Below are 20,497 nucleotides of genomic sequence, written 5' to 3' on the forward strand. Positions count from 1 at the left end.
CATGACACCGAAACTCATCCTTGCATCGTCGAGCCCTTTTCGGCGGATGCTGATGGAAAATGCCGGTCTCTCCTTTGAGGCACATCCCGCGGAGATCGACGAAAGGGCGGTTGAGGCGCCGCTCGAAAAAGCCGGTGCGAAGCCGAACACCGTCGCCTGCATCCTGGCAAAGGCTAAAGCCGAAGATGTCAGCGCCCGTTTCCCCGAGGCTCTCGTCATCGGTTCGGATCAGACGATGTCGCTCGGCGACCGCGTTTTTCACAAACCGAAGGACATGGCCGACGCCGCAAACCACCTTCGCGCTCTGTCGGGCACCACCCACCGGCTGAACAGCGCCATCGCGATCGTCCGCGACGGCGCCGTCTTGTGGGAGCATATCGGCCATGCCGAACTGACAATGCGATCCTTGACGGAAGATTTCATCGCCAGGCACCTGGCGCGGGTGGGTAAACGGGCGCTTTCCAGCGTCGGCGCCTATCAGCTGGAAGGTGAGGGCGTTCAACTCTTCGAGAAGATCGAGGGCGACTATTTCACCATACTCGGGCTGCCGATGCTTCCGCTCCTGGGAAAATTGCGAGAATTCGGGGCGATCGATGGATGATTCACGTGAAACACTGGGGCCGAATGCATTTGTCACGGGCTTTCCCATCAAGCATTCGCGCTCACCGCTGATACATGGATACTGGCTGAAGACGCTTGGCCTGCCGGGCAGCTACCGCGCCCACGAGGTAACACCCGATGCCTTTCCCGATTTCATTGCCTCGCTGAAGGACGGCAGCTCCGGCTTTATCGGAGGCAATGTCACCATCCCCCACAAGGAACTTGCCTTCCGGCTCGCCGACAAGCCGGACGATCTGGCGCATGAACTCGGCGCCTCGAATACGCTCTGGTTGGAGGATGGTCTCCTGCATGCCACCAATACCGACGGCCGCGGCTTCACCGCCAATCTCGACGAGCGCCATTCCGGCTGGGACCGTCATGATACGGCCGTGGTCTTCGGTGCCGGCGGCGCGAGTCGGGCGATCATCCAAGCCGTCCGCGACCGTGGCTTCAGGGAAATCCACGTCGTCAACCGCACCGTCGAACGTGCGCGAGAGCTGGCCGATCGCTTCGGTCCGAGAGTTCGAGCCCATCCGGTGGGCGCGCTTGCCGAAGTCATGCATGGCGCTGGCCTCTTCATCAACACGACCTCGCTCGGCATGGATGGCGAAGCGGCGCCGTCGATCGATTTTGCGCCGCTCGCAACGGATGCCGTCGTCACCGATATCGTCTACATCCCCTTGAAGACACCGATCCTGAGACAGGCGGAAGAGCAGGGACTCTCGGTCGTCGACGGTCTCGGCATGCTGCTGCACCAGGCTGTTCCCGGTTTCGAAAAATGGTTCGGCAAGCGTCCGGTCGTCGACGCGGCGCTGCGCGCTTTGATTATTGCCGACATGGAAGTCCATTGATGCTCAAGATCGGACTCACCGGCTCAATCGGAATGGGAAAATCGACGGTCGGCAAACTCTTCGCCGAGGCCGGAATCCCCTTGAATGACTCCGACGCCGTGGTCCATGACCTCTACGCCGGCGAGGCAGCACCGCTTGTGGATGCCGCTTTCCCCGGCACGATGAAGCATGGAGCGGTTGACCGGCAGGAGCTGGGCCGCCAGCTCGCGCTCGATCCCGAAGGCTTCAAGCGCCTCGAAGCGATCGTCCATCCGCTGGTGCGCAAACGGGAAACGGAATTTCTGGAGCGACAGCAGGCAGCCGGCGCCGAAATGGTCCTGCTCGATATTCCGCTGCTCTTCGAAACCGGCGCCTGGGAGAGAGTGGACGTCATCGTTGTCGTCAGCACCGATCCACAGATTCAGCGTCAGAGGGTGCTTGCGCGCGATGACATGACGGAAGAAAAATTCGATATGATTCTCTCTCGCCAGACGCCTGATGCGGAAAAACGGCGCCGCGCCGATTATCTGGTCGACACCAGCCACAGCATTGCGGAGACCAGGGCGCGGGTATTTGAGATCGTCGCCGAGCTGAAAATGCGGATTGCCAATGGAGATTTCCGGAATGCGTGAGATCATCTTCGATACGGAAACCACCGGCCTCGACAACCGCGCCGACCGTATCATCGAAATCGGCGGCATCGAGCTCTTCAACCATTTTCCGACCGGCAACACGCTGCATATCTACATCAATCCGGGAGACCAGAAGGTTCATCCGGATGCACTTGCGGTGCACGGCATCACCGATGAATTCCTGAAGGACAAGAAGCCTTTCGCCGAGGTGGCCGAGGAAATCCTCGCCTTCTTCGGCGACGGCAAATGGATCGCGCATAACGCCACTTTCGATATGGGCTTCATCAACGCTGAATTCGCGCGGCTCGGTTTGCCGCCGATCTTGCCCGACAAAGTGGTCGATACGCTGTCGATGGCGCGGCGCAAGCACCCGATGGGACCGAATTCGCTCGACGCGCTCTGCCGGCGTTACGGCATCGACAACTCGCACCGTACCAAACACGGCGCGCTGCTCGACTCCGAACTATTGGCCGAAGTCTATATCGAGATGATCGGCGGCAGACAGGCTGCGTTCGGCCTGAGCATATCGGGTCAACCCGGCCAGGCGGCCCGCGGTGAAATGGCGATGGAAGATGATATGGCGTTTGCCGCGGCGCTCGAACGCCCTCGTCCGCTTGGCTCCCGGCTCAGCCAGTCCGAAGCGCAGGCGCATGAGGCGCTGGTCGCCAAGCTCGGCGAAAAGGGCATCTGGGCGAAATACGCCCGCCCGAATTGAAAATGCCCGGGACCGGCCCGGGCATCCGCATGTCAGAATCCAAAGATTCGATCAGTTCGGAACGGCCTGAACCTTGGCGCGGGCCTGTTCTTCGGCAACGCGCTGAGCGAACATCTGCGTGAAGTCGATCGGATCGATCATCAGCGGCGGGAAACCGCCGTTACGGGTCACGTCGGCGATGATCTGCCGGGCGAAGGGGAAGAGCATGCGCGGGCACTCGATGAAGAGCACCGGCAGCATGTGCTCCTGCGGGAAACCGGCAACGCGGAAGACGCCACCATAGACGAGTTCCGTATGGAACACCGTCTTGTCGCCATCCTTGGCTTCGGCATTCAGCGACAGCACGACATCGAAATCCGTGTCGGAAAGCGGATTGGCGTTGACGTTCACATTGATGTTGATCGTTGGCGCCTTGTCGCGGGCCTGCAGCGAACGCGGCGCACCCGGATTTTCGAAGGAGAGGTCCTTGGTATATTGCGCAAGGATCGAAAGGGTCGGGTTGGTCGCACCGTTGCTGTTGTTATCGTCTGCCATTGGCTTTTCCTCGAAGGGCATGGGAATGGTGCCGCCATCTAACATTTCGGGGAGGGGCTTACAACCCTGGGCGCAAGCCGCAGCCGATCACCGGCAAAGCCTCAGTCCCCGAGATGTTTGCCGGACCATGGCGAGTTGCGATCCGGCTCCCTATGATAGTCCTCCTCGTCGAGATCGACCACCTTCGAATTTGAATTGCGATCGCGGAAGTCGGGTTTCGCGCCATTGGAAAAGCCGCTTGCGGCGTTGACGACGAAGCGTTTGGCGATCGACCGCCAGAGGAGATCGCGCACCGGCGGAATGAGAATGAGGATGGCGATGATATCCGTGAGGAAACCGGGAATGATCAGCAGCAGCGCGGCAATCACCGTCATTGCCGGCTTCAGCAGATCACGTCCGGGCATCACGCCGTTCCGCCCTTCGCTCGACATCCGGCGCAGGATGCCGATCCCCTGCCGGCGCAGCAGGACCACGCCGAAGATGAAGCTCGCCATGACGAGCGCAAGCGTCAGCGCCAGCCCGATTGCGCGACCGACAATGACGAAGCCGGCAATTTCGCCAAGCGGCAGCAACAGAATGAAAGCCGGCAGAATTGAAAAACGCATGGTCGTCATGTCCCGGCTTTTGCCGGTCTCCTCGTGGCGCCGGCGAAGATGCCAGCCATCATTTGAATCATCTGTATAGGCGGACTATATGGGAGTACAAATCAGAGATGTTAACGGCGGTTGCGACAGGATATGAGTTCGAACGACTTCATCACATTATTCTTCCTGGTGGCGGCGGTGCTGATCTTCTTTCAGCTCCGCTCCGTGCTCGGGCGCCGCACAGGAAATGAGAAGCCGCCCCGCGATCTCTATAGGCCAAGGGATGCTGCTCCGGCTGAGGCTGCCGACGCCGGCAAGGTCGTGACGCTGCCGCGCCGTGATGCGACGGCCGAGGACGACGAGCGCTTCTCTGCCATCGACGCCTTTGCCGCGCCGGGGACCCCGCTCAACGAATCGCTGCGCGCCCTGAATAAGGCCGATTCCTCCTTCAGCCCGAAGGAGTTTCTGAACGGCGCCCGCATGGCCTACGAAATGATCGTCATGGCCTATGCCGATGGCGACCGCAAAACCCTCAAGAACCTTTTGTCCCGTGAGGTTTATGACGGATTCGAGGCGGCGATTGCCGAGCGCGAAGCCCGCGGCGAAAAGGTCAAGTCCACCTTCGTCGGCATCGACAAGGCCGAAATCACCCATGCCGAGACGAAGGGCAGCGAAGCGCAGATCACCGTGCGCATCGTCAGTCAGCTGATCTCGGCGACTTACGACAAGGCTGACGTCCTGATCGAGGGCGACGCCGAAAACGTCGCCGAGGTCAACGACCTCTGGACCTTCGCCCGCGACACCCGCTCGCGTGATCCGAACTGGAAACTTGTGGCGACCGAATCGGAACATGAGTGATCAGGCATCGGACTTCGTCCTGCAGGCCATCAGCTTCGATAATTTGGAAGGCTGGAAGGATGATGATCCCTCCGGCCTTTTTGAAGTGATGCGGCGCTGCCGCCGGCAGATCACCGAAGTAAAGCCCTACCGTACCGGCTCGCTCGGCCTGAGCCCCGAGGACCTGCTTCCACTTCTGATGGACGCTGAAAATTTTACACCGTCCTCGCCGGCAGCGGCGCGCGCCTTTTTCGAGACGCGTTGCCGGCCATTTCTGATCCGCCGCAAGGACGGCAAGTCCGGTTTCGTCACCGCCTTTTACGAGCCGGAGGTCGAGGTATCGGATCGGCAAAACGAGCTCTTCCGTTTTCCATTCTACAGCCGCCCGAACGATCTGATCAATCTCGATGACGGCAATCGCCCGGCAGAACTGGATGGATCCTATGTTTTCGGCCGCTTGCATGATGATGGCCGCATTGGCGCTTATCCGGATCGCCGCGAGATCGATCAAGGCTTTCTCGCCGGTCGCGGCCTGGAAATCGCCTGGGCGAAATCGAAGGTCGATGTCTTCTTCGTGCATGTGCAGGGTGCCGCGCGCCTGCGTTATCGCGACGGGCGTATCGGCCGCATCACTTACGCGGCAAAGGCAGGGCATCCCTTCTCGGCGATCGGCAAGCTCTTGATCGACCGCGGTGAGATCGACCGCGCCGAGATTTCCATGCAGTCGATCCGCGCCTGGCTGGCCCGCAATCCCGAGCGGGTGGACGAGGTGCTATGGCACAACCGCTCCTATATTTTCTTCCGGGAAGCGGCGGTTGCCGATCCTGAAGCGGGTCCGATTGCCGCCGCCAAGGTGCCGCTTCTCGCCGGGCGCTCGCTCGCGGTCGACCGGCTGATCCATACCTTCGGTTTCCCCTTTTTCATCCGCGCTGACAGCCTCACCCATCTTGATCGCGGCCGCCCCTTCCGCCGGCTGATGCTGGCGCTCGACACCGGCTCGGCGATCGTCGGGCCGGCGCGCGGCGATATCTTCACTGGTTCAGGGGACTTGGCCGGAGAGCGCGCCGGCACCGTCCGCAACGACGCCGATTTCGTCATCCTCATTCCCAAAGCCGCCGCCGGGCGTTTCGACTGATGGCCAGGGATCGCAAGCTCAGCGCCGATGAGAGGATCCTGTGGGGCAAGGTGGCCCGCAGCACGCGGCCGATGCCCGGAAAAGCGAACGAGTTGACCGAGCTTGACGCCTTTCTGGCCGAAGCGGAAGCGGCGACAGAACGGCAGGCAGCCGAAAAGCAGACCTCCGTTGCGCCGACGGCAGCACAGCCGGCCCCACCGTCGACGCCGAGACAGCCGGCGAAGGCGCACCATCCGCTGGAAAGACCGGTGAAGCGCAAAATCGCCAAAGGCCGGCTGGCGCTCGAGGCGCGCATCGACCTGCATGGCCTGGTGCAGAGCGAGGCCCATGTCATCCTGCTCGATTTTTTAATCCGCGCCCATGAACGCGGCATGCGCCATGTGCTTGTCATCACCGGCAAGGGCAGCTCGCTGGGCAGCGAAGGTGCGTTGAAAAGAGCGGTTCCCCTGTGGTTCTCGAAGCCGGAATTCCGCTACCTGATCTCCTCCTATGAGCCAGCCGCACAGCATCATGGCGGTGAGGGAGCGCTCTATATCCGGCTGTCGCGGCGGCATGGGGAAAAGCCATGACACCCTTTGGAGAGGCGGTTCGCAGGCTGAGGGCGCGAAAGGGCGTCTCGCAGAAGGAGATGGCGCAAGCACTAAACGTCTCCCCCGCCTATCTCTCGGCGCTCGAACATGGCAAGCGCGGCCTGCCGACATTCGACCTGCTGCAGCGCATCGCCGGCTACTTCAACATCATCTGGGACGAGGCCGAGGAACTGTTCCTGCTTGCCCGCTCCTCCGACCCGCGCGTCGTCATCGACACGTCGGGCCTGCCGCCGGAATATACCGAACTCGCCAACCGGCTGGCCCGGCGGATCCGCGACCTTGACAGCGCCGAGATCGCCCGGTTATCGGCTGTTCTCGAAAATGGCGGCAAAGGTGACGGAAAAGCGTCATAATCCCCTGTTTTATGGCTTGTTCAGGGGACTTGCCATTGGGAACCGGGCTCAAAAAACCTATATACAAGAGTGAAGAAAGCCGGTGATTCGCAGGGCGCGCCGCCGCTTTACGACAACAGGGAAAATCTCGACAGAATGAGCGATACATCCGCGACGGAAAACGGCGTAAGCACCGAATATGGCGCAGATTCCATCAAGGTCCTGAAGGGCCTCGATGCCGTGCGCAAGCGCCCCGGCATGTATATCGGCGATACCGACGACGGCTCCGGCCTGCATCACATGGTCTATGAGGTCGTCGACAACGCGATCGACGAAGCGCTGGCCGGCCATGCTGACATCGTTACCGTCACCCTCAACCCGGATGGTTCTGTTACGGTCACCGATAACGGCCGCGGCATCCCGACCGACATCCATAGCGGCGAAGGCGTGTCAGCAGCCGAAGTCATTATGACGCAGCTGCATGCCGGCGGCAAATTTGACCAGAATTCCTACAAGGTCTCAGGCGGTCTGCATGGCGTCGGCGTTTCCGTCGTCAACGCCCTCTCTGTCTGGCTGAAGCTGAAGATCCGCCGCCATGGCAAGATCCATGAAATGAGCTTCACCCATGGCGTGGCCGACGCACCGCTGAAGGTCACCGGCGATGCCCCTGATTCGACCGGCACGGAAGTCAGCTTCATGCCGAGCAGCGAAACCTTCACCATGACCGAATTCGATTACGGTACGCTGGAGCACCGCCTGCGCGAACTCGCCTTCCTGAATTCGGGCGTGCGCATCCTTTTGAGCGACAAGCGTCATTCCGATATCAAGCAGGAAGAAATGCGCTATGACGGCGGCCTCGAGGCCTTCGTCTCCTATCTCGACCGCGCCAAGAAGCCGCTCGTCGACAAGCCGGTCGCCATCCGCGGCGAAAAGGACGGCATCACCGTCGAAGTGGCGATGTGGTGGAACGACAGCTATCACGAGAACGTGCTCTGCTTCACCAATAACATTCCCCAGCGTGACGGCGGCACCCATATGGCCGGCTTCCGCGCGGCCTTGACCCGTCAGGTGGTTTCCTATGCCGACAATTCCGGCATCACTAAAAAGGAAAAAGTGACGCTGCAGGGCGAAGACTGCCGCGAAGGCCTGACCGCGGTGCTGTCGGTCAAGGTGCCCGATCCGAAATTCTCGTCACAGACGAAGGACAAGCTCGTTTCCTCGGAAGTCCGTCCTGTCGTCGAAAGCCTCGTCAACGAGGCGCTGAACACCTGGTTCGAGGAGCATCCGAGCGAAGCCAAGATCCTTGTCGGCAAGGTCGTCGAGGCGGCAGCCGCGCGCGAAGCGGCCCGCAAGGCCCGTGAATTGACCCGCCGCAAGGGTGCGCTCGATATTGCCTCGCTACCGGGCAAGCTCGCCGACTGCTCCGAACGCGATCCGGCCAAATCCGAAGTCTTCCTGGTCGAGGGCGATTCCGCCGGCGGGTCGGCCAAGCAGGGCCGGTCGCGCGAAAACCAGGCGATCCTGCCGCTGCGCGGCAAGATCCTGAATGTGGAACGGGCCCGTTTCGACAAGATGCTGTCGAGCCAGGAAATCGGCACGCTGATCACCGCGCTCGGCACCGGCATCGGCAAGGACGAGTTCAACGCCGAAAAGCTGCGATATCACAAGATCATCATTATGACGGACGCCGATGTCGACGGCGCCCACATCCGCACCCTGCTGCTCACCTTCTTCTTCCGCCAGATGCCGGAACTGATCGAGCGCGGCCATCTCTACATCGCTCAGCCGCCGCTCTATAAGGTCGCGCGCGGCAAGTCGGTGCAGTATCTGAAGGATGAGAAGGCGCTCGAGGAATATCTCATCGCCCAGGGTCTGGAGGATGCCGCGTTGAGACTCGGCAGCGGCGAGGTCCGCACCGGACAGGACCTGCGCGAAGTCATCCTCGATGCGCTGCGTATGCGCGCCCTGCTCGACAATCTCCATTCGCGCTACAATCGCGCCGTCGTCGAACAGACGGCGATCGCCGGCGCGCTCAATGCCGAGCTCGTCAGCGATCAGGCAAGAGCGCAGGCATTGGCGAGCGAGGTCGCAAGCCGTCTCGACATCATTGCCGAAGAGACCGAACGCGGCTGGCAGGGTGACCTGGCGAGCGATGGCGGCCTGCGCCTCGAGCGTATGGTTCGTGGTGTCAAGGAAGTGGTGGTGCTCGACATGGCGCTGATCGGCTCCTCCGATGCCCGCCACATCGATCAGCTGACCGCGCGTCTCAAGGAAATCTATCAGACGCCGCCGTCGCTGCACCGACGCGAAGGCGACATTGAGATTTCAGGGCCGCGCGCCCTGCTCGATGCGATCTTTGCCAGCGGCCGGAAGGGTCTGACCATGCAGCGCTACAAGGGTCTCGGTGAGATGAATGCCGAGCAGCTCTGGGAAACGACGCTCGATCCGAATGTCCGTTCGCTGCTGCAGGTGAAGGTTGCCGACGCCACCGATGCGGACGGCCTCTTCGCTCGCCTGATGGGGGATGAAGTCGAGCCCCGGCGTGAATTCATCCAGGACAACGCGCTCAGCGTCGCCAATCTCGACATCTGATCGATGTGCCTTCAATAAAAGCCCCGCCGTCGCAAGACGGCGGGGCTTTTGCTTGTTCTGTCGCTCAGTTGGCTAGGAAATGGCCGTTGAAGGCAAGATCGGAGAGCGGCTTGCGCTGGCTCGGGAATTCGCGCGCCTGATTGCGTTCGGAAAGAACTCTCTTGTCGGCCAGACGGCCGACGGCAACGCCCGCTTCGATCCGGTAACCATCGGGGATATTGATGGTTTTTCTGATTTCCTCATGTTTGATGCCGCCCATGCCATGGGCATAGAAGCCGGAAAGGCGCGCTTGCAGCGCCAGGTAACCCCAGGCTGCACCGGCGTCGAAGGAATGGGTGTAGCTCGGCTTTTCCTCGCCGGATCCGGCAACGCCGGTGAAGCTGCGTGAGACAACGAAGATCAATGCCGATGCGGTCTTCGCCCATTCCTGATTGGCGTCGACGAGCAGTGTGACGAATTTCTCCCAGTGCTCCGAGCCCTTGAGGGCATAGATGAAGCGCCAGGGCTGCTGGTTGGAAGAGGAGGGCGCCCAATGGGCGGCTTCGAGCAGGCTGAGCAGCTGTGCCTCATCGATGACTTCGCCGGTAAAGGCGCGAGGCGACCAGCGGTCGAGAAACATCGGATCGATCGGATATTGGGATTCGCGGTTATTGCTCTGCGTCATGCTTGTTCCAGGGTTAGGGCATAAAAATCGTTGAGGTCAATCGGTCCAGACGATGTCGAGTTCCTCGCGGAAGGCGAAACGCTTCAGATGGTCGTCGATCACCCCCTGCATCCTTGCCTGCTGGTCGGGATCGGCAACGGAAAGCGTCATGGTGAGCGCCGCATCGTCGGCGGCGAATGTCACCTCGGCGCTTTCGCTGAACGGCACCCGGCCCTTATGCGGATCGAAATCGACGCTGAACTTGTGGCTCCAGTGTTTGCAGAGCTGCTGCAGGTAGCGGCTCGCATGTTCGGTGCGTACGACGGCCTTGGAGAGGTGCATGTCGAACTCCATCTCATGTTGGACTGAGGCCAAAGTCATATTTCCTGCTTCGCCGTCTTGGCAAGCGCAGCGTCGTCGCAGCTGGGTGAACGGACAGTCTCCATGATGATCGGCCTTGAGCGCGCGCCAAAGCGAAAAAACCAATCGATCTCTGTCCCGTCGACAGATGGGTTGAAAATCGATGGTTTCAACGACCGCGTCTATCCCGCCCTCAAATGGGGCCTATCGCGCCGGTTTTGCCAGCAAGCAGATCGCCGATAAGGAAGCCTTCGCCGATGTCTTCTCCTGCCTCGATTGAATCGAGCCGAAATTCGAAGGCCGGTCTTTCCTCTTCGCGGATCACCCCATGGAAAGCGATATCCGCCTTTTCGTCACGCTGGTGCGCTGAGACGTCGCCTATCACGGCATCTTTAAATGCAATCTGCGCCGGCTTTCGGGCTATGCCAATCTGCGCACCTTCTGCCGTCGCATGCTGGATTGGCCGGGCATCGCCGACACGGTGAATCTCGACCATATCAAGCGCGGTTACTACTCGGTCGAAATTCTGAACCCGACGAAAATCGTTCCTGCCTGCCCGGATCTCTCCGAAATTTTCTAGAAACACCGTACCGCTTCCGGGCAAAGCCGTAATGACACCGATGAATAATTCGTTCATAGGTGGCTGCAAATCCGTTTTCGATGAGGAGGCATTCCATGAAGCTGATGCGTGTTGGCGAAGCAGGTCGGGAAAAACCGGCGCTTCTCGATGCCGATGGCAAGATTCGCGATCTCTCGGCGCATGTCGCCGACATCGGCGGCGACGCAATCTCGCCGGCCGGCCTTGCAAGGATCGCGGCGCTCGATCCGAAGGACCTTCCGGAACTTGCCCCCGGCCGTATCGGCGCCTGCGTCGCCGGCACGGGCAAATTCATCTGCATCGGCCTCAATTTCTCCGACCATGCCGCCGAAACCGGAGCCACCGTGCCGCCGGAGCCGGTCATCTTCATGAAGGCGACGTCGGCCATATCAGGCCCGAACGACACCGTTCTGATCCCGCGCGGTTCCGAAAAGACCGACTGGGAAGTCGAGCTCGGCGTCGTCATCGGCAAGACCGCGAAATATGTCAGCGAAGCCGAGGCGCTGGACTATGTCGCCGGTTACTGTGTGTCGCACGATGTTTCCGAACGCGCCTTCCAGACCGAGCGCGCCGGCCAATGGACCAAAGGCAAGTCCTGCGACACCTTCGGCCCGATCGGCCCTTGGCTGGTCACCAAGGATGAAATCGCCGATCCGCAGAATCTCGGTATGTGGCTGAAGGTCAACGGCCAGACGATGCAGAATGGTTCCTCCAAGACCATGGTCTATGGCGTCGCGCACATCGTTTCCTATCTTAGCCAATTCATGTCGCTGCATCCTGGCGACGTCATCTCGACGGGGACGCCGCCCGGCGTCGGAATGGGCATGAAGCCGCCGCGCTTCCTCAGGAATGGCGATGTCGTCGAGCTCGGCATCGAAGGGCTCGGCAGCCAGAAGCAGAGCTTTGTTGCGGATCGTTAACGACGCTACCTCAGCTGAACCTCAAACTTTCGGTTCTATGGTGATGCCAGAGATCAACTCTCTGGCATTTCCTGTGCAGGTCTGGGACGTCCATGTTGCTGTGCAACAAAAACCTGTTAGTCTGCGTTACTTGCCAGCGTGCGGAAAGAGCTCGACGTCTATCACCCGACGTCATCTTTTCGATAGAGAAAGGCAGCGCCTTCTATGTTTTATCAGCTTTATGAATTGAATCATGCCGCCATGGCGCCGTTTCGCGCCGCGGCTGACATCATGCGGTTTGCCTATGCCAATCCGCTGAACCCGTTCGCCCAGACGCCGTTCGGCCGCACGATGGCGGCAAGCCTCGAAATGTTCGAGCGTACGACGCGCCGCTACGGGAAACCGGAGTTCGGACTGAAGCAGACGGTGATCGGCGATCAGACGGTTTCCGTTCGTGAAGAGATCGTCTGGTCGCGGTCCTTCTGCAACCTCCTTCATTTCTCGCGCAACGTCCCGCCTGGCCGCGCCAGCGATCCGCGCATCCTGATCGTTGCACCGATGTCCGGCCACTATGCGACGCTGCTGCGCGGTACGGTCGAGGCATTGCTGCCGAGCGCCGATGTCTACATCACCGACTGGATCGACGCCCGCATGGTGCCGATGACGGAAGGCAGCTTCGATTTCGACGATTACGTCGACTACGTCATCGACATGCTGCATTTCCTCGGTCACGACACGCATGTGATCGCCGTCTGTCAGCCGTCGGTGCCGGTGCTGGTCGCAGCCGCGGTGATGGAGGAAGCCCAGGATCCGCTGTCGCCGTCATCGATGACGCTGATGGGCGGCCCGATCGACACGCGCATCAATCCGACGGCGGTCAACAAGCTCGCCCAGGAGCGGTCGCTGCAGTGGTTTTCTGACAATGTCATCATGAACGTGCCCTGGCCGCAGCCGGGCTTCATGCGGCCTGTCTATCCTGGTTTCCTGCAGTTGTCGGGCTTCATGTCGATGAACCTCGACCGGCACCTCGTCGCCCACAAGGAGTTCTTCATGCATCTCGTGAAGAACGATGGCGAACCGGAAAAACATCGCGATTTCTATGACGAATATCTCGCCGTCATGGATCTGACCGCCGAGTTCTACCTGCAGACGGTCGAACAGGTTTTCATGAAGCATTCGCTGCCGAAGGGCGAATTGATGCACCGAGGCAAGCGGGTCGATCCGGCGGCGATCCGCAAGGTCGCGCTCCTGACCGTCGAGGGCGAGAATGACGACATTTCAGGCGTCGGCCAGACCAGGGCGGCGCAGACCATCTGCGTCAACATCCCCGAAGACATGCGCATGCATTATCTCCAGCCCGATGTCGGCCACTACGGCGTTTTCAACGGCTCGCGATTCCGTCGCGAGATCGCGCCGCGCATCGTCAATTTTGTCCGCCAGCATTCCCGCACCGCCGTCAAGCCGCGGGTGCCGCGCGTCATCAAGGGCGGTCGCACCGCCTGATTTAGCGACAGCTGAATTAGGGAAGTGGATTCAAGGCCTTGTTCGATTTCGCAGGCAATCGTCTTGAAGGCGGTTCTTGCGGTAACCACATCGATTTCCAGCGTTCGGCATCTTGCCGGCCGCGGAAAGCGAGGATACCGCACGATGAACCAGTCAGCATTGCTTCGACCGGATTGGACTCCGGCTACCATTGCCCTGATGATTCTCGGCTTCATGGTTTTCTGGCCTCTGGGTCTGGCCATGCTAGCCTACATCATTTTCGGCGATCGTCTGCGCGGCTTCAAGCGCGACGTCAATCAGGCGACCGACGGCTTCTTTGCCTCCTGCCGCCGTTCGCATGGCCGCCACCGCCCGCATTTTTCGACCGGCAACGTCGCATTCGACGACTGGCGTAAGGCCGAACTCGACCGGATCGAGGAAGAGCGCCGCAAGCTCGACGAAATGCGCGAGGAATTCGACGAGTATCTGCGTGAACTCCGCCGCGCTAAGGACCAGGAAGAGTTCGACCGCTTCATGCGTGACCGCAAAAACGCCAAGCGCGACGACAACGGCCCGGTCGCGGAGTTCCAGACGCCGTGAAGGCCGAAGCATGTTTCGCAAAAAGTGTGCAGCGGTTTTGCGGCAACGACATGCGTAAACGAAGACCTAAAGCGCAACGAGCGAGTCTGAACGATCGCGACACGCTTTAGGCGATGAATGATGACCGGCATCTCACGATGCCGGTTTTTCCATGTCCGCCGGCCTCGCAAATCGTTTAGGATTCACCGGCGAATCGTATAGAAAACCCCCATGTTTCCGCTTCTGAAGACACGGCCAAAGGCGCGAAAGCCGGCTCCGCCCGAAACGCGGACGCTCGATGTCGCCGGCCGGCTCATGCCGCTGACCATCAAGCAGCACGATCAGGCAACCCGTATCACGCTGCGCATAGAGCCAGGTGGGCGGGCTCTGAGGATGACGGTGCCAAGAGGCCTTGCGGCGCGTGAGGTCAACGCTTTCCTCGATCGGCACCAGGGATGGCTGCTCACCAAGCTCGCCAAGTTTTCGATCGATACCGGCTTAAGCGACGGCGGGAAGATCCTCCTGCGCGGCGTTTCCCATCGCATCGAGCACACAGGCAGTCTGCGCGGCTTGACGGAGGCGGTCGCTGTGGATGGCAGCCCTGTGTTGCGCGTCAGCGGCCTGCCCGAGCATGTTGGACGGCGCATTTCGGCCTTCCTCAAGAAGGAGGCGCGCGCCGATCTCGAGAGGCTGGCGACGATGCATGCTGCAACGATCCGGGCACCGATCCGCTCGATCTCGATGAAAGATACCCGCAGCCGCTGGGGCTCTTGCTCGTCGGAGGGAAATTTGAGTTTCTCCTGGCGTATCGTCATGGCGCCGCCCTCGGTGATCGATTATCTTGCCGCTCACGAAGTCGCCCATCTCAAGGAGATGAACCACGGCCCCCGCTTCTGGGCACTTTGCAAGAAGCTTTGCCCCGGCATGGAGGAAGCGAAATTGTGGCTGAAGCGGCACGGCAGCCAGCTGCACGCCATCGATTTCGATTAGACCCAAGCCCCGCTAAATACAGCTTTCCATGCAAATTGGCTCGACTCTTGCAGCATTTCGTGTCACTTCGCTGCCATGAAACCCGATATCAAGATCTGTGGCTTGAAGACGCCCGAAGCGATTGATCGCGCGTTGAAACGCGGCGCGACCCATATCGGTTTTATCTTCTTCGAAAAGAGCCCGCGTTACGTTGAGCCGGATGTGGCGGCAAAGCTTGCCGAACCGGCGCGTGGCAGGGCGAAGATCGTCGCCGTCGTCGTCGATCCCACAAATGACGATCTGGACGAAATCGTCTCGCTGCTGAAGCCTGACATGCTGCAGCTCCATGGCAACGAGAGTCCCGAACATGTGCTGACCATCAAGGCGCTCTATGGTCTGCCTGTGATGAAAGTCTTTTCCGTGCGTACGGCCGACGATCTCAAGCGCGTCGAAGCCTATATCGGCATCGCCGACCGTTTCCTCTTCGACGCGAAAGCGCCGAAGGGTTCGGAATTGCCTGGCGGCAACGGGATTTCCTTCGACTGGAGCCTTCTCGGCTGGCTCGACGGCAGCATCGACTACATGCTGTCCGGCGGACTGAACAAGGACAATGTCGCGGATGCGCTTGTGAAGACAAAGGCACGTGGTATCGACGTTTCCTCGGGTGTCGAAACCAAGCCCGGCGTCAAGAGCGTCGCGTTGATCGATGAATTTTTCGATGCGGTCGAAGAGGCGGATAAGTCCGTCGTGGCCTCAGGGAGTTGAGAGTGAACGAAACGCCTAAACCGAATTCCTTCCGTTCCGGGCCCGATGAAGATGGCCGCTTCGGCATCTATGGCGGCCGTTTCGTTGCCGAAACGTTGATGCCTTTGATCCTCGATCTGCAGGATGAATGGAACAAGGCGAAGAACGATCCGGCCTTTCAGGCGGAACTAAAGCATCTTGGCGCCCATTATATCGGCCGCCCGAGCCCGCTTTATTTCGCTGAACGGCTGACGGCCGAACTCGGCGGCGCGAAGATCTATTTCAAGCGCGAGGAGTTGAACCACACCGGTTCGCACAAGATCAACAACTGCATCGGCCAGATCCTGCTCGCCAAGCGCATGGGCAAGACACGGATCATCGCCGAAACCGGCGCCGGCCAGCATGGCGTCGCTTCGGCGACTGTTGCCGCCCGCTTCGGCCTTCCCTGCGTCGTCTACATGGGCGCCACCGACGTCGAGCGCCAGGCGCCGAACGTTTTCCGCATGAAGCTGCTCGGCGCCGGAGTCAAACCGGTGACGGCAGGCAGCGGCACGCTGAAGGACGCGATGAACGAGGCGCTGCGCGACTGGGTCACCAATGTCGAGGATACCTATTACCTGATCGGCACGGCGGCCGGCCCGCATCCTTATCCGGAGATGGTCCGCGACTTCCAGTCGGTGATCGGCGCCGAAGCGAAAGAGCAGATGCTGGCAGCCGAAGGCCGTCTGCCGGATCTCGTCATTGCTGCCGTCGGCGGCGGCTCGAACGCCATCGGCATCTTCCATCCCTTCCTGGATGATTCCTCCGTGAAGATCGTCGGCGTCGAAGCCGGCGGCAAGGGCCTGCAGGGCGACGAACATTGCGCCTCGATCACCGCCGGAACGCCCGGCGTGCTGCACGGCAACCGCACCTACCTGCTGCAGGATGGCGATGGCCAGATCAAGGAAGGTCACTCGATTTCGGCCGGTCTCGACTATCCCGGCATCGGCCCCGAACATTCCTGGCTGAGCGATATCGGCCGCGTCGATTATGTGCCGATCATGGACCACGAAGCGCTCGAGGCCTTCCAGACCCTGACCCGCCTCGAAGGAATCATCCCGGCGCTCGAGGCCGCGCATGCGATTGCCGAAGTCATCAAGCGCGCGCCGAAGATGGGCAAGGATGAGATCATCCTGATGAATCTCTCCGGCCGCGGCGACAAGGATATCTTCACCGTCGGCAAGATTCTGGGAATGGGACTGTAAGACATGACCGCACGCATGGACAAACGCTTTGCCGCGCTGAAAGCCGAGGGCCGTCCGGCGCTTGTGACCTATTTCATGGGCGGCGATCCTGACTACGACACCTCTCTCGGCATCATGAAGGCACTGCCGGAAGCAGGTTCCGACATTATCGAGCTCGGCATGCCTTTCTCCGATCCGATGGCCGACGGCCCGGCGATCCAGCTGGCCGGTCAGCGGGCGCTGAAAGGCGGCCAGACGCTGAAGAAGACGCTGCAGCTGGCGGCCGACTTCCGCAAGACCAACGATGTGACGCCGATCGTCATGATGGGCTATTACAATCCGATCTACATCTACGGCGTCGAGACGTTTCTGGATGATGCGCTTGCTGCCGGTATCGACGGCCTAATCGTCGTCGACCTGCCGCCTGAGATGGATGACGAACTCTGCATTCCGGCGATCCGCAAGGGTATCAACTTCATCCGCCTGGCGACGCCGACCACGGACGAGAAGCGCCTGCCCGCGGTGCTGAAAAACACCTCCGGCTTCGTCTATTACGTCTCGATGAACGGCATCACCGGCTCGGCGCTGCCCGATCCGTCGCTGGTTTCGGGCGCCGTCCAGCGCATCAAGCAGCATACGGAGCTGCCCGTCTGCGTCGGCTTCGGCGTCAAGACGGCGGAACATGCCAAGGTCATCGGCGGCTCGGCCGATGGCGTTGTCGTGGGCACAGCCATTGTCAATCAGGTCGCAACCAGTTTGACGAAAGACGGAAAGGCGACGGCCGACACCGTTCAGGCGGTCGCAACGCTGGTGCGCGGCCTTTCCTCGGGAACACGTTCGGCGCGCCTTGTTGCTGCCGAATAGTTTTCCCACATTGGCACCAATCAGTTAGGAGATTTCGAGTTGAACTGGATCACCAACTACGTTCGCCCGCGGATCAATTCCATGCTGGGCCGCCGCGAAGTTCCCGAGAACCTGTGGATCAAGTGCCCGGAAACGGGCGAAATGGTCTTCCACAAGGATCTGGAATCCAACAAATGGGTCATTCCCGCATCCGGTTATCACATGAAGATGCCGGCCAAGGCGCGCCTTGCCGACCTTTTCGACAATGGCGAATATGAATCGCTTCCGCAGCCGAAGGTCGCCCAGGACCCGTTGAAGTTCCGCGATTCCAAAAAATATATCGATCGCCTCCGCGACAGCCGTGTGAAGACCGAACAGGAGGATACCATCCTTGCCGGCCTCGGAAAGGTGCACGGTCTGAAACTCGTTGCCGTTGTGCATGAATTCAACTTCATTGGCGGTTCGCTCGGCATTGCCGCCGGTGAGGCGATCGTCAAGGCTTTCGAACGCGCGACCTCCGAAAAGTGCCCGCTGGTGATGTTCCCCGCCTCCGGCGGCGCGCGCATGCAGGAAGGCATTCTGTCGCTGATGCAGCTGCCGCGGACAACCGTTGCCGTTGACCTGCTGAAGGAATCCGGCCAGCCTTATATTGTTGTGCTCACCAACCCGACCACAGGCGGTGTGACGGCCTCCTACGCCATGCTCGGCGATATTCATCTGGCAGAGCCCGGCGCCGAAATAGGCTTTGCCGGCAAGCGCGTGATCGAGCAGACGCTGCGCGAGAAGCTGCCTGAGGGTTTCCAGACCTCCGAATATCTACTGGAACATGGTATGGTCGATATGGTCGTCAAACGTCACGATATTCCGGAGACACTGGCGCGTTTGCTGAAGATCCTGACGAAGAAGCCCGTTTCGGCGGCCAACGACATGAATGGCGGCGCGATCGCTCTGGCGGCGAGCGCCTGATAACCGACACACAGGCGGGGTGCCGAATTGATACCAAGAGGCCAAACCGCGGTGAGTGAGGCAGCGCAAGAGATAGAAAAACTCATGGGATTGCATCCCAAGGGGTTCGATCTGTCTCTCGATCGCATCACCCGTCTTCTCGATCAACTCGGCAACCCGCACCGGAAACTGCCACCTGTGATCCATGTCGCCGGCACCAACGGCAAGGGCTCGGTCACCGCCTTCTGCCGCGCCTTGCTCGAGGCCGGCGGCTACAGCGCCCATGTCCATACCTCGCCGCATCTCGTCAATTGGCACGAGCGCTATCGCATTGGTGTCAAGGGCGGGCGCGGGCAGCTCGTCGATGACGCCGTCTTCGCCGATGCTGTGCGACGCGTGGCGGATGCCAATGCGGGGCAGCATATCACCGTCTTCGAAATCCTGACGGCGGTCACCTTCATTCTGTTTTCCGAGCACCCGGCCGACGCCGCGATCATCGAGGTCGGTCTCGGCGGCCGTTTCGACGCCACCAATGTCATTTCCGATCCGGCCGTTTCGGTGATTATGCCAATCTCGCTGGATCACCAGCCCTATCTCGGCGACAGGGTTGAGCTGATCGCTGCCGAAAAAGCCGGCATCATGAAGCCGGGACTGCCTGTCGTCATCGGCCACCAGGAATATGATGCAGCACTCGACGTGCTGATGTCGACGGCGGAGCGGCTGCATTGCCCGAGCGCCGTCTTCGGTCAGGATTTCATGGCGCATGAGGAATATGGGCGGCTCATCTATCAGGACGAGTTCGGCCTTGCCGACCTGCCGCTGCCGCGCCTTCCCGGCCGCCATCAGTATGCCAACGCCGCCGCGGCCATCCGCGCCGTCAAGGCCGCGGGTTTCATTGTCACCGAGACGATGATGGAAAAGGCGATGAATTTCGTGGAGTGGCCGGGCCGGCTGCAGCGCCTCAGCGAAGGCCGGCTGATGCAATATGCGCCGGCCGGTGCCGAGATCTGGGTCGATGGCGGGCATAATCCCGGCGCCGGCGAAGTGATCGCCGAAGCCATGGCCAATTTCGAGGAGCGCCAGCCGCGGCCGCTTTTCCTGATCATCGGCATGATCAACACCAAGGACCCGATCGGTTATTTCAAGGCTTTCACAGGCCTGGTCGAGAAGGTGTTCTGCGTGCCGATCCGCGGCAGCGACGCGATGATCGACCCTGTGATATTGTCGAACGCCGCCTATGATGCCGGTTTGATCGCCGAACCGATGTCGACGGTCGGCGAGGCGCTGGAAGCGATAAAATCGGCCCTCGACCCAGCGGCACTGCCGCCCCGCATCCTCATCGGCGGCTCTCTCTATCTCGTCGGGGATGTGCTTGCCGACAACGGCACGCCCCCGAAATAAGCAGACGAAAAAAGCCCGGCCGAAGCCGGGCTTTTCCATGCGATATATGAAGACGATATCGATTAGGCGGCGTTCGAAATCCAGTTCGAAAGCGCTGTCTTCGGCTTGGCGCCGACGGAGATATCAGCGACTTCGCCGCCCTTGAAGATCGCGAGCGTCGGAATGGAGCGCACGCCGAACTGGGCGGCGAGTTCAGGGTTTTCGTCGATATTGAGCTTGGCGACCTTGACCTTGCCTTCCATCTCGACGGAGATTTCCTCGAGGCTTGGAGCAATCATCTTGCACGGACCGCACCATTCAGCCCAGAAATCGACGACGACGGGTTCTGCGGATTCCAGAACTTCCGACTGGAAGTTGTTGATATCGACTTTCACGGTAGCCATAGGCTGCTCCTTTGACCGAAGAAGATGTTGAACCACATGTGATGGTG

Annotated in this window: 23 protein-coding genes and 1 pseudogene; 19 read left to right on the top strand and 5 right to left on the bottom strand. The window is 60.5% G+C overall.

Annotated elements, in window-relative coordinates; genetic code table 11:
* Position 1: 1 nt before the first annotated feature.
* The 4 genes from PH551_RS12895 to dnaQ are packed head-to-tail and all read left to right on the top strand — an operon-like array spanning position 2 to position 2,777.
* Entirely contained in the window at positions 2 to 601 is a 600-nt protein-coding gene (locus tag PH551_RS12895) for a Maf-like protein (protein WP_285193288.1), read from the top strand.
* Positions 594 to 1,451, top strand: a complete 858-nt coding sequence (locus PH551_RS12900) for a shikimate dehydrogenase (protein ID WP_183705833.1) — start codon at positions 594 to 596, stop codon at positions 1,449 to 1,451. Before PH551_RS12895 ends, PH551_RS12900 begins: the two co-directional genes overlap by 8 nt.
* Positions 1,451 to 2,062 carry a dephospho-CoA kinase gene (coaE, locus tag PH551_RS12905; RefSeq protein ID WP_285193289.1) on the top strand — a complete coding sequence of 204 codons (612 nt, stop codon included), beginning with the start codon at positions 1,451 to 1,453 and terminating at the stop codon, positions 2,060 to 2,062. The genes PH551_RS12900 and coaE overlap by 1 nt, the downstream gene beginning before the upstream one ends.
* Positions 2,055 to 2,777 (top strand): DNA polymerase III subunit epsilon, encoded by a 723-nt coding sequence (dnaQ, locus tag PH551_RS12910; RefSeq protein ID WP_085776426.1) that lies wholly within the window; start codon positions 2,055 to 2,057, stop codon positions 2,775 to 2,777. Before coaE ends, dnaQ begins: the two co-directional genes overlap by 8 nt.
* A 51-nt stretch (positions 2,778 to 2,828) precedes the next feature.
* On the opposite strand, the gene secB is transcribed toward dnaQ, so the two are convergent.
* On the bottom strand, positions 2,829 to 3,311 hold the full coding sequence (secB, locus tag PH551_RS12915; protein WP_011423412.1) for a protein-export chaperone SecB: 483 nt from the start codon (positions 3,309 to 3,311) through the stop codon (positions 2,829 to 2,831).
* A 101-nt stretch (positions 3,312 to 3,412) separates the two neighbouring features.
* Entirely contained in the window at positions 3,413 to 3,916 is a 504-nt protein-coding gene (locus tag PH551_RS12920) for an FxsA family protein (protein ID WP_285193290.1), read from the bottom strand.
* 132 nt (positions 3,917 to 4,048) lie between these two features.
* On the opposite strand from PH551_RS12920, the gene PH551_RS12925 reads away from it, so the two are divergent.
* The 5 genes from PH551_RS12925 (at position 4,049) to gyrB (ending at position 9,381) form a co-directional block, all read left to right on the top strand.
* Positions 4,049 to 4,753, top strand: a complete 705-nt coding sequence (locus PH551_RS12925; protein WP_085776427.1) for a Tim44/TimA family putative adaptor protein — start codon at positions 4,049 to 4,051, stop codon at positions 4,751 to 4,753.
* The gene (gene mltA / locus PH551_RS12930; RefSeq protein ID WP_285193291.1) at positions 4,746 to 5,867 is read left to right on the top strand and encodes a murein transglycosylase A; all 1,122 of its coding nucleotides are present in this window, start codon (positions 4,746 to 4,748) and stop codon (positions 5,865 to 5,867) included. Before PH551_RS12925 ends, mltA begins: the two co-directional genes overlap by 8 nt.
* A complete protein-coding gene (locus tag PH551_RS12935; protein WP_285193292.1) occupies positions 5,867 to 6,436 on the top strand; it encodes a Smr/MutS family protein in 570 nt (189 codons plus the stop codon). Before mltA ends, PH551_RS12935 begins: the two co-directional genes overlap by 1 nt.
* Positions 6,433 to 6,810, top strand: a complete 378-nt coding sequence (locus PH551_RS12940) for a helix-turn-helix domain-containing protein (protein WP_085776430.1) — start codon at positions 6,433 to 6,435, stop codon at positions 6,808 to 6,810. The genes PH551_RS12935 and PH551_RS12940 overlap by 4 nt, the downstream gene beginning before the upstream one ends.
* A gap of 135 nt (positions 6,811 to 6,945) precedes the next feature.
* Positions 6,946 to 9,381 (top strand): DNA topoisomerase (ATP-hydrolyzing) subunit B, encoded by a 2,436-nt coding sequence (gene gyrB / locus PH551_RS12945; protein ID WP_285193293.1) that lies wholly within the window; start codon positions 6,946 to 6,948, stop codon positions 9,379 to 9,381.
* Positions 9,382 to 9,445: 64 nt separating this feature from the next.
* On the opposite strand, the gene PH551_RS12950 is transcribed toward gyrB, so the two are convergent.
* Positions 9,446 to 10,045 carry a nitroreductase family protein gene (locus tag PH551_RS12950; protein ID WP_285193294.1) on the bottom strand — a complete coding sequence of 200 codons (600 nt, stop codon included), beginning with the start codon at positions 10,043 to 10,045 and terminating at the stop codon, positions 9,446 to 9,448.
* Between the two features lie 36 nt (positions 10,046 to 10,081).
* Positions 10,082 to 10,366 carry a DUF2218 domain-containing protein gene (locus PH551_RS12955; protein WP_285193329.1) on the bottom strand — a complete coding sequence of 95 codons (285 nt, stop codon included), beginning with the start codon at positions 10,364 to 10,366 and terminating at the stop codon, positions 10,082 to 10,084.
* Positions 10,367 to 10,497: 131 nt separating this feature from the next.
* Between PH551_RS12955 and PH551_RS12960 the strand changes: the two are divergent.
* The 10 genes and pseudogenes from PH551_RS12960 to PH551_RS13005 all read left to right on the top strand — a co-directional run.
* Positions 10,498 to 10,964 (top strand): annotated as a pseudogene (locus tag PH551_RS12960) (glutathione S-transferase C-terminal domain-containing protein); the annotation flags it as partial.
* Positions 10,965 to 11,059: 95 nt separating this feature from the next.
* The gene (locus PH551_RS12965) at positions 11,060 to 11,902 is read left to right on the top strand and encodes a fumarylacetoacetate hydrolase family protein (protein WP_285193295.1); all 843 of its coding nucleotides are present in this window, start codon (positions 11,060 to 11,062) and stop codon (positions 11,900 to 11,902) included.
* Positions 11,903 to 12,106: 204 nt separating this feature from the next.
* Positions 12,107 to 13,384 carry a polyhydroxyalkanoate depolymerase gene (locus PH551_RS12970; protein WP_285193296.1) on the top strand — a complete coding sequence of 426 codons (1,278 nt, stop codon included), beginning with the start codon at positions 12,107 to 12,109 and terminating at the stop codon, positions 13,382 to 13,384.
* Positions 13,385 to 13,528: 144 nt separating this feature from the next.
* Positions 13,529 to 13,963 carry a DUF2852 domain-containing protein gene (locus tag PH551_RS12975; RefSeq protein WP_064800136.1) on the top strand — a complete coding sequence of 145 codons (435 nt, stop codon included), beginning with the start codon at positions 13,529 to 13,531 and terminating at the stop codon, positions 13,961 to 13,963.
* Between the two features lie 210 nt (positions 13,964 to 14,173).
* Positions 14,174 to 14,932, top strand: a complete 759-nt coding sequence (locus tag PH551_RS12980) for a M48 family metallopeptidase (protein ID WP_085776434.1) — start codon at positions 14,174 to 14,176, stop codon at positions 14,930 to 14,932.
* A 75-nt stretch (positions 14,933 to 15,007) separates the two neighbouring features.
* Positions 15,008 to 15,676, top strand: a complete 669-nt coding sequence (locus tag PH551_RS12985; RefSeq protein WP_285193297.1) for a phosphoribosylanthranilate isomerase — start codon at positions 15,008 to 15,010, stop codon at positions 15,674 to 15,676.
* A gap of 2 nt (positions 15,677 to 15,678) precedes the next feature.
* Positions 15,679 to 16,899: a tryptophan synthase subunit beta gene (gene trpB / locus PH551_RS12990; RefSeq protein ID WP_285193298.1), complete on the top strand. Its 1,221-nt coding sequence runs from the start codon at positions 15,679 to 15,681 to the stop codon at positions 16,897 to 16,899.
* 3 nt (positions 16,900 to 16,902) lie between these two features.
* Positions 16,903 to 17,742, top strand: a complete 840-nt coding sequence (trpA, locus tag PH551_RS12995; RefSeq protein ID WP_285193299.1) for a tryptophan synthase subunit alpha — start codon at positions 16,903 to 16,905, stop codon at positions 17,740 to 17,742.
* Between the two features lie 39 nt (positions 17,743 to 17,781).
* Entirely contained in the window at positions 17,782 to 18,687 is a 906-nt protein-coding gene (accD, locus tag PH551_RS13000; protein WP_183705815.1) for an acetyl-CoA carboxylase, carboxyltransferase subunit beta, read from the top strand.
* Positions 18,688 to 18,771: 84 nt separating this feature from the next.
* A complete protein-coding gene (locus tag PH551_RS13005) occupies positions 18,772 to 20,067 on the top strand; it encodes a bifunctional folylpolyglutamate synthase/dihydrofolate synthase (protein ID WP_085776439.1) in 1,296 nt (431 codons plus the stop codon).
* A 62-nt stretch (positions 20,068 to 20,129) separates the two neighbouring features.
* Here the strand turns inward: PH551_RS13005 and trxA are convergent, their stop codons facing one another.
* The gene (gene trxA / locus PH551_RS13010) at positions 20,130 to 20,450 is read right to left on the bottom strand and encodes a thioredoxin (RefSeq protein ID WP_004672616.1); all 321 of its coding nucleotides are present in this window, start codon (positions 20,448 to 20,450) and stop codon (positions 20,130 to 20,132) included.
* Between the last annotated feature and the right edge of the window lie 47 nt (positions 20,451 to 20,497).

This window comes from Rhizobium atlanticum, from assembly GCF_030182485.1.
GTDB lineage: Bacteria > Pseudomonadota > Alphaproteobacteria > Rhizobiales > Rhizobiaceae > Rhizobium.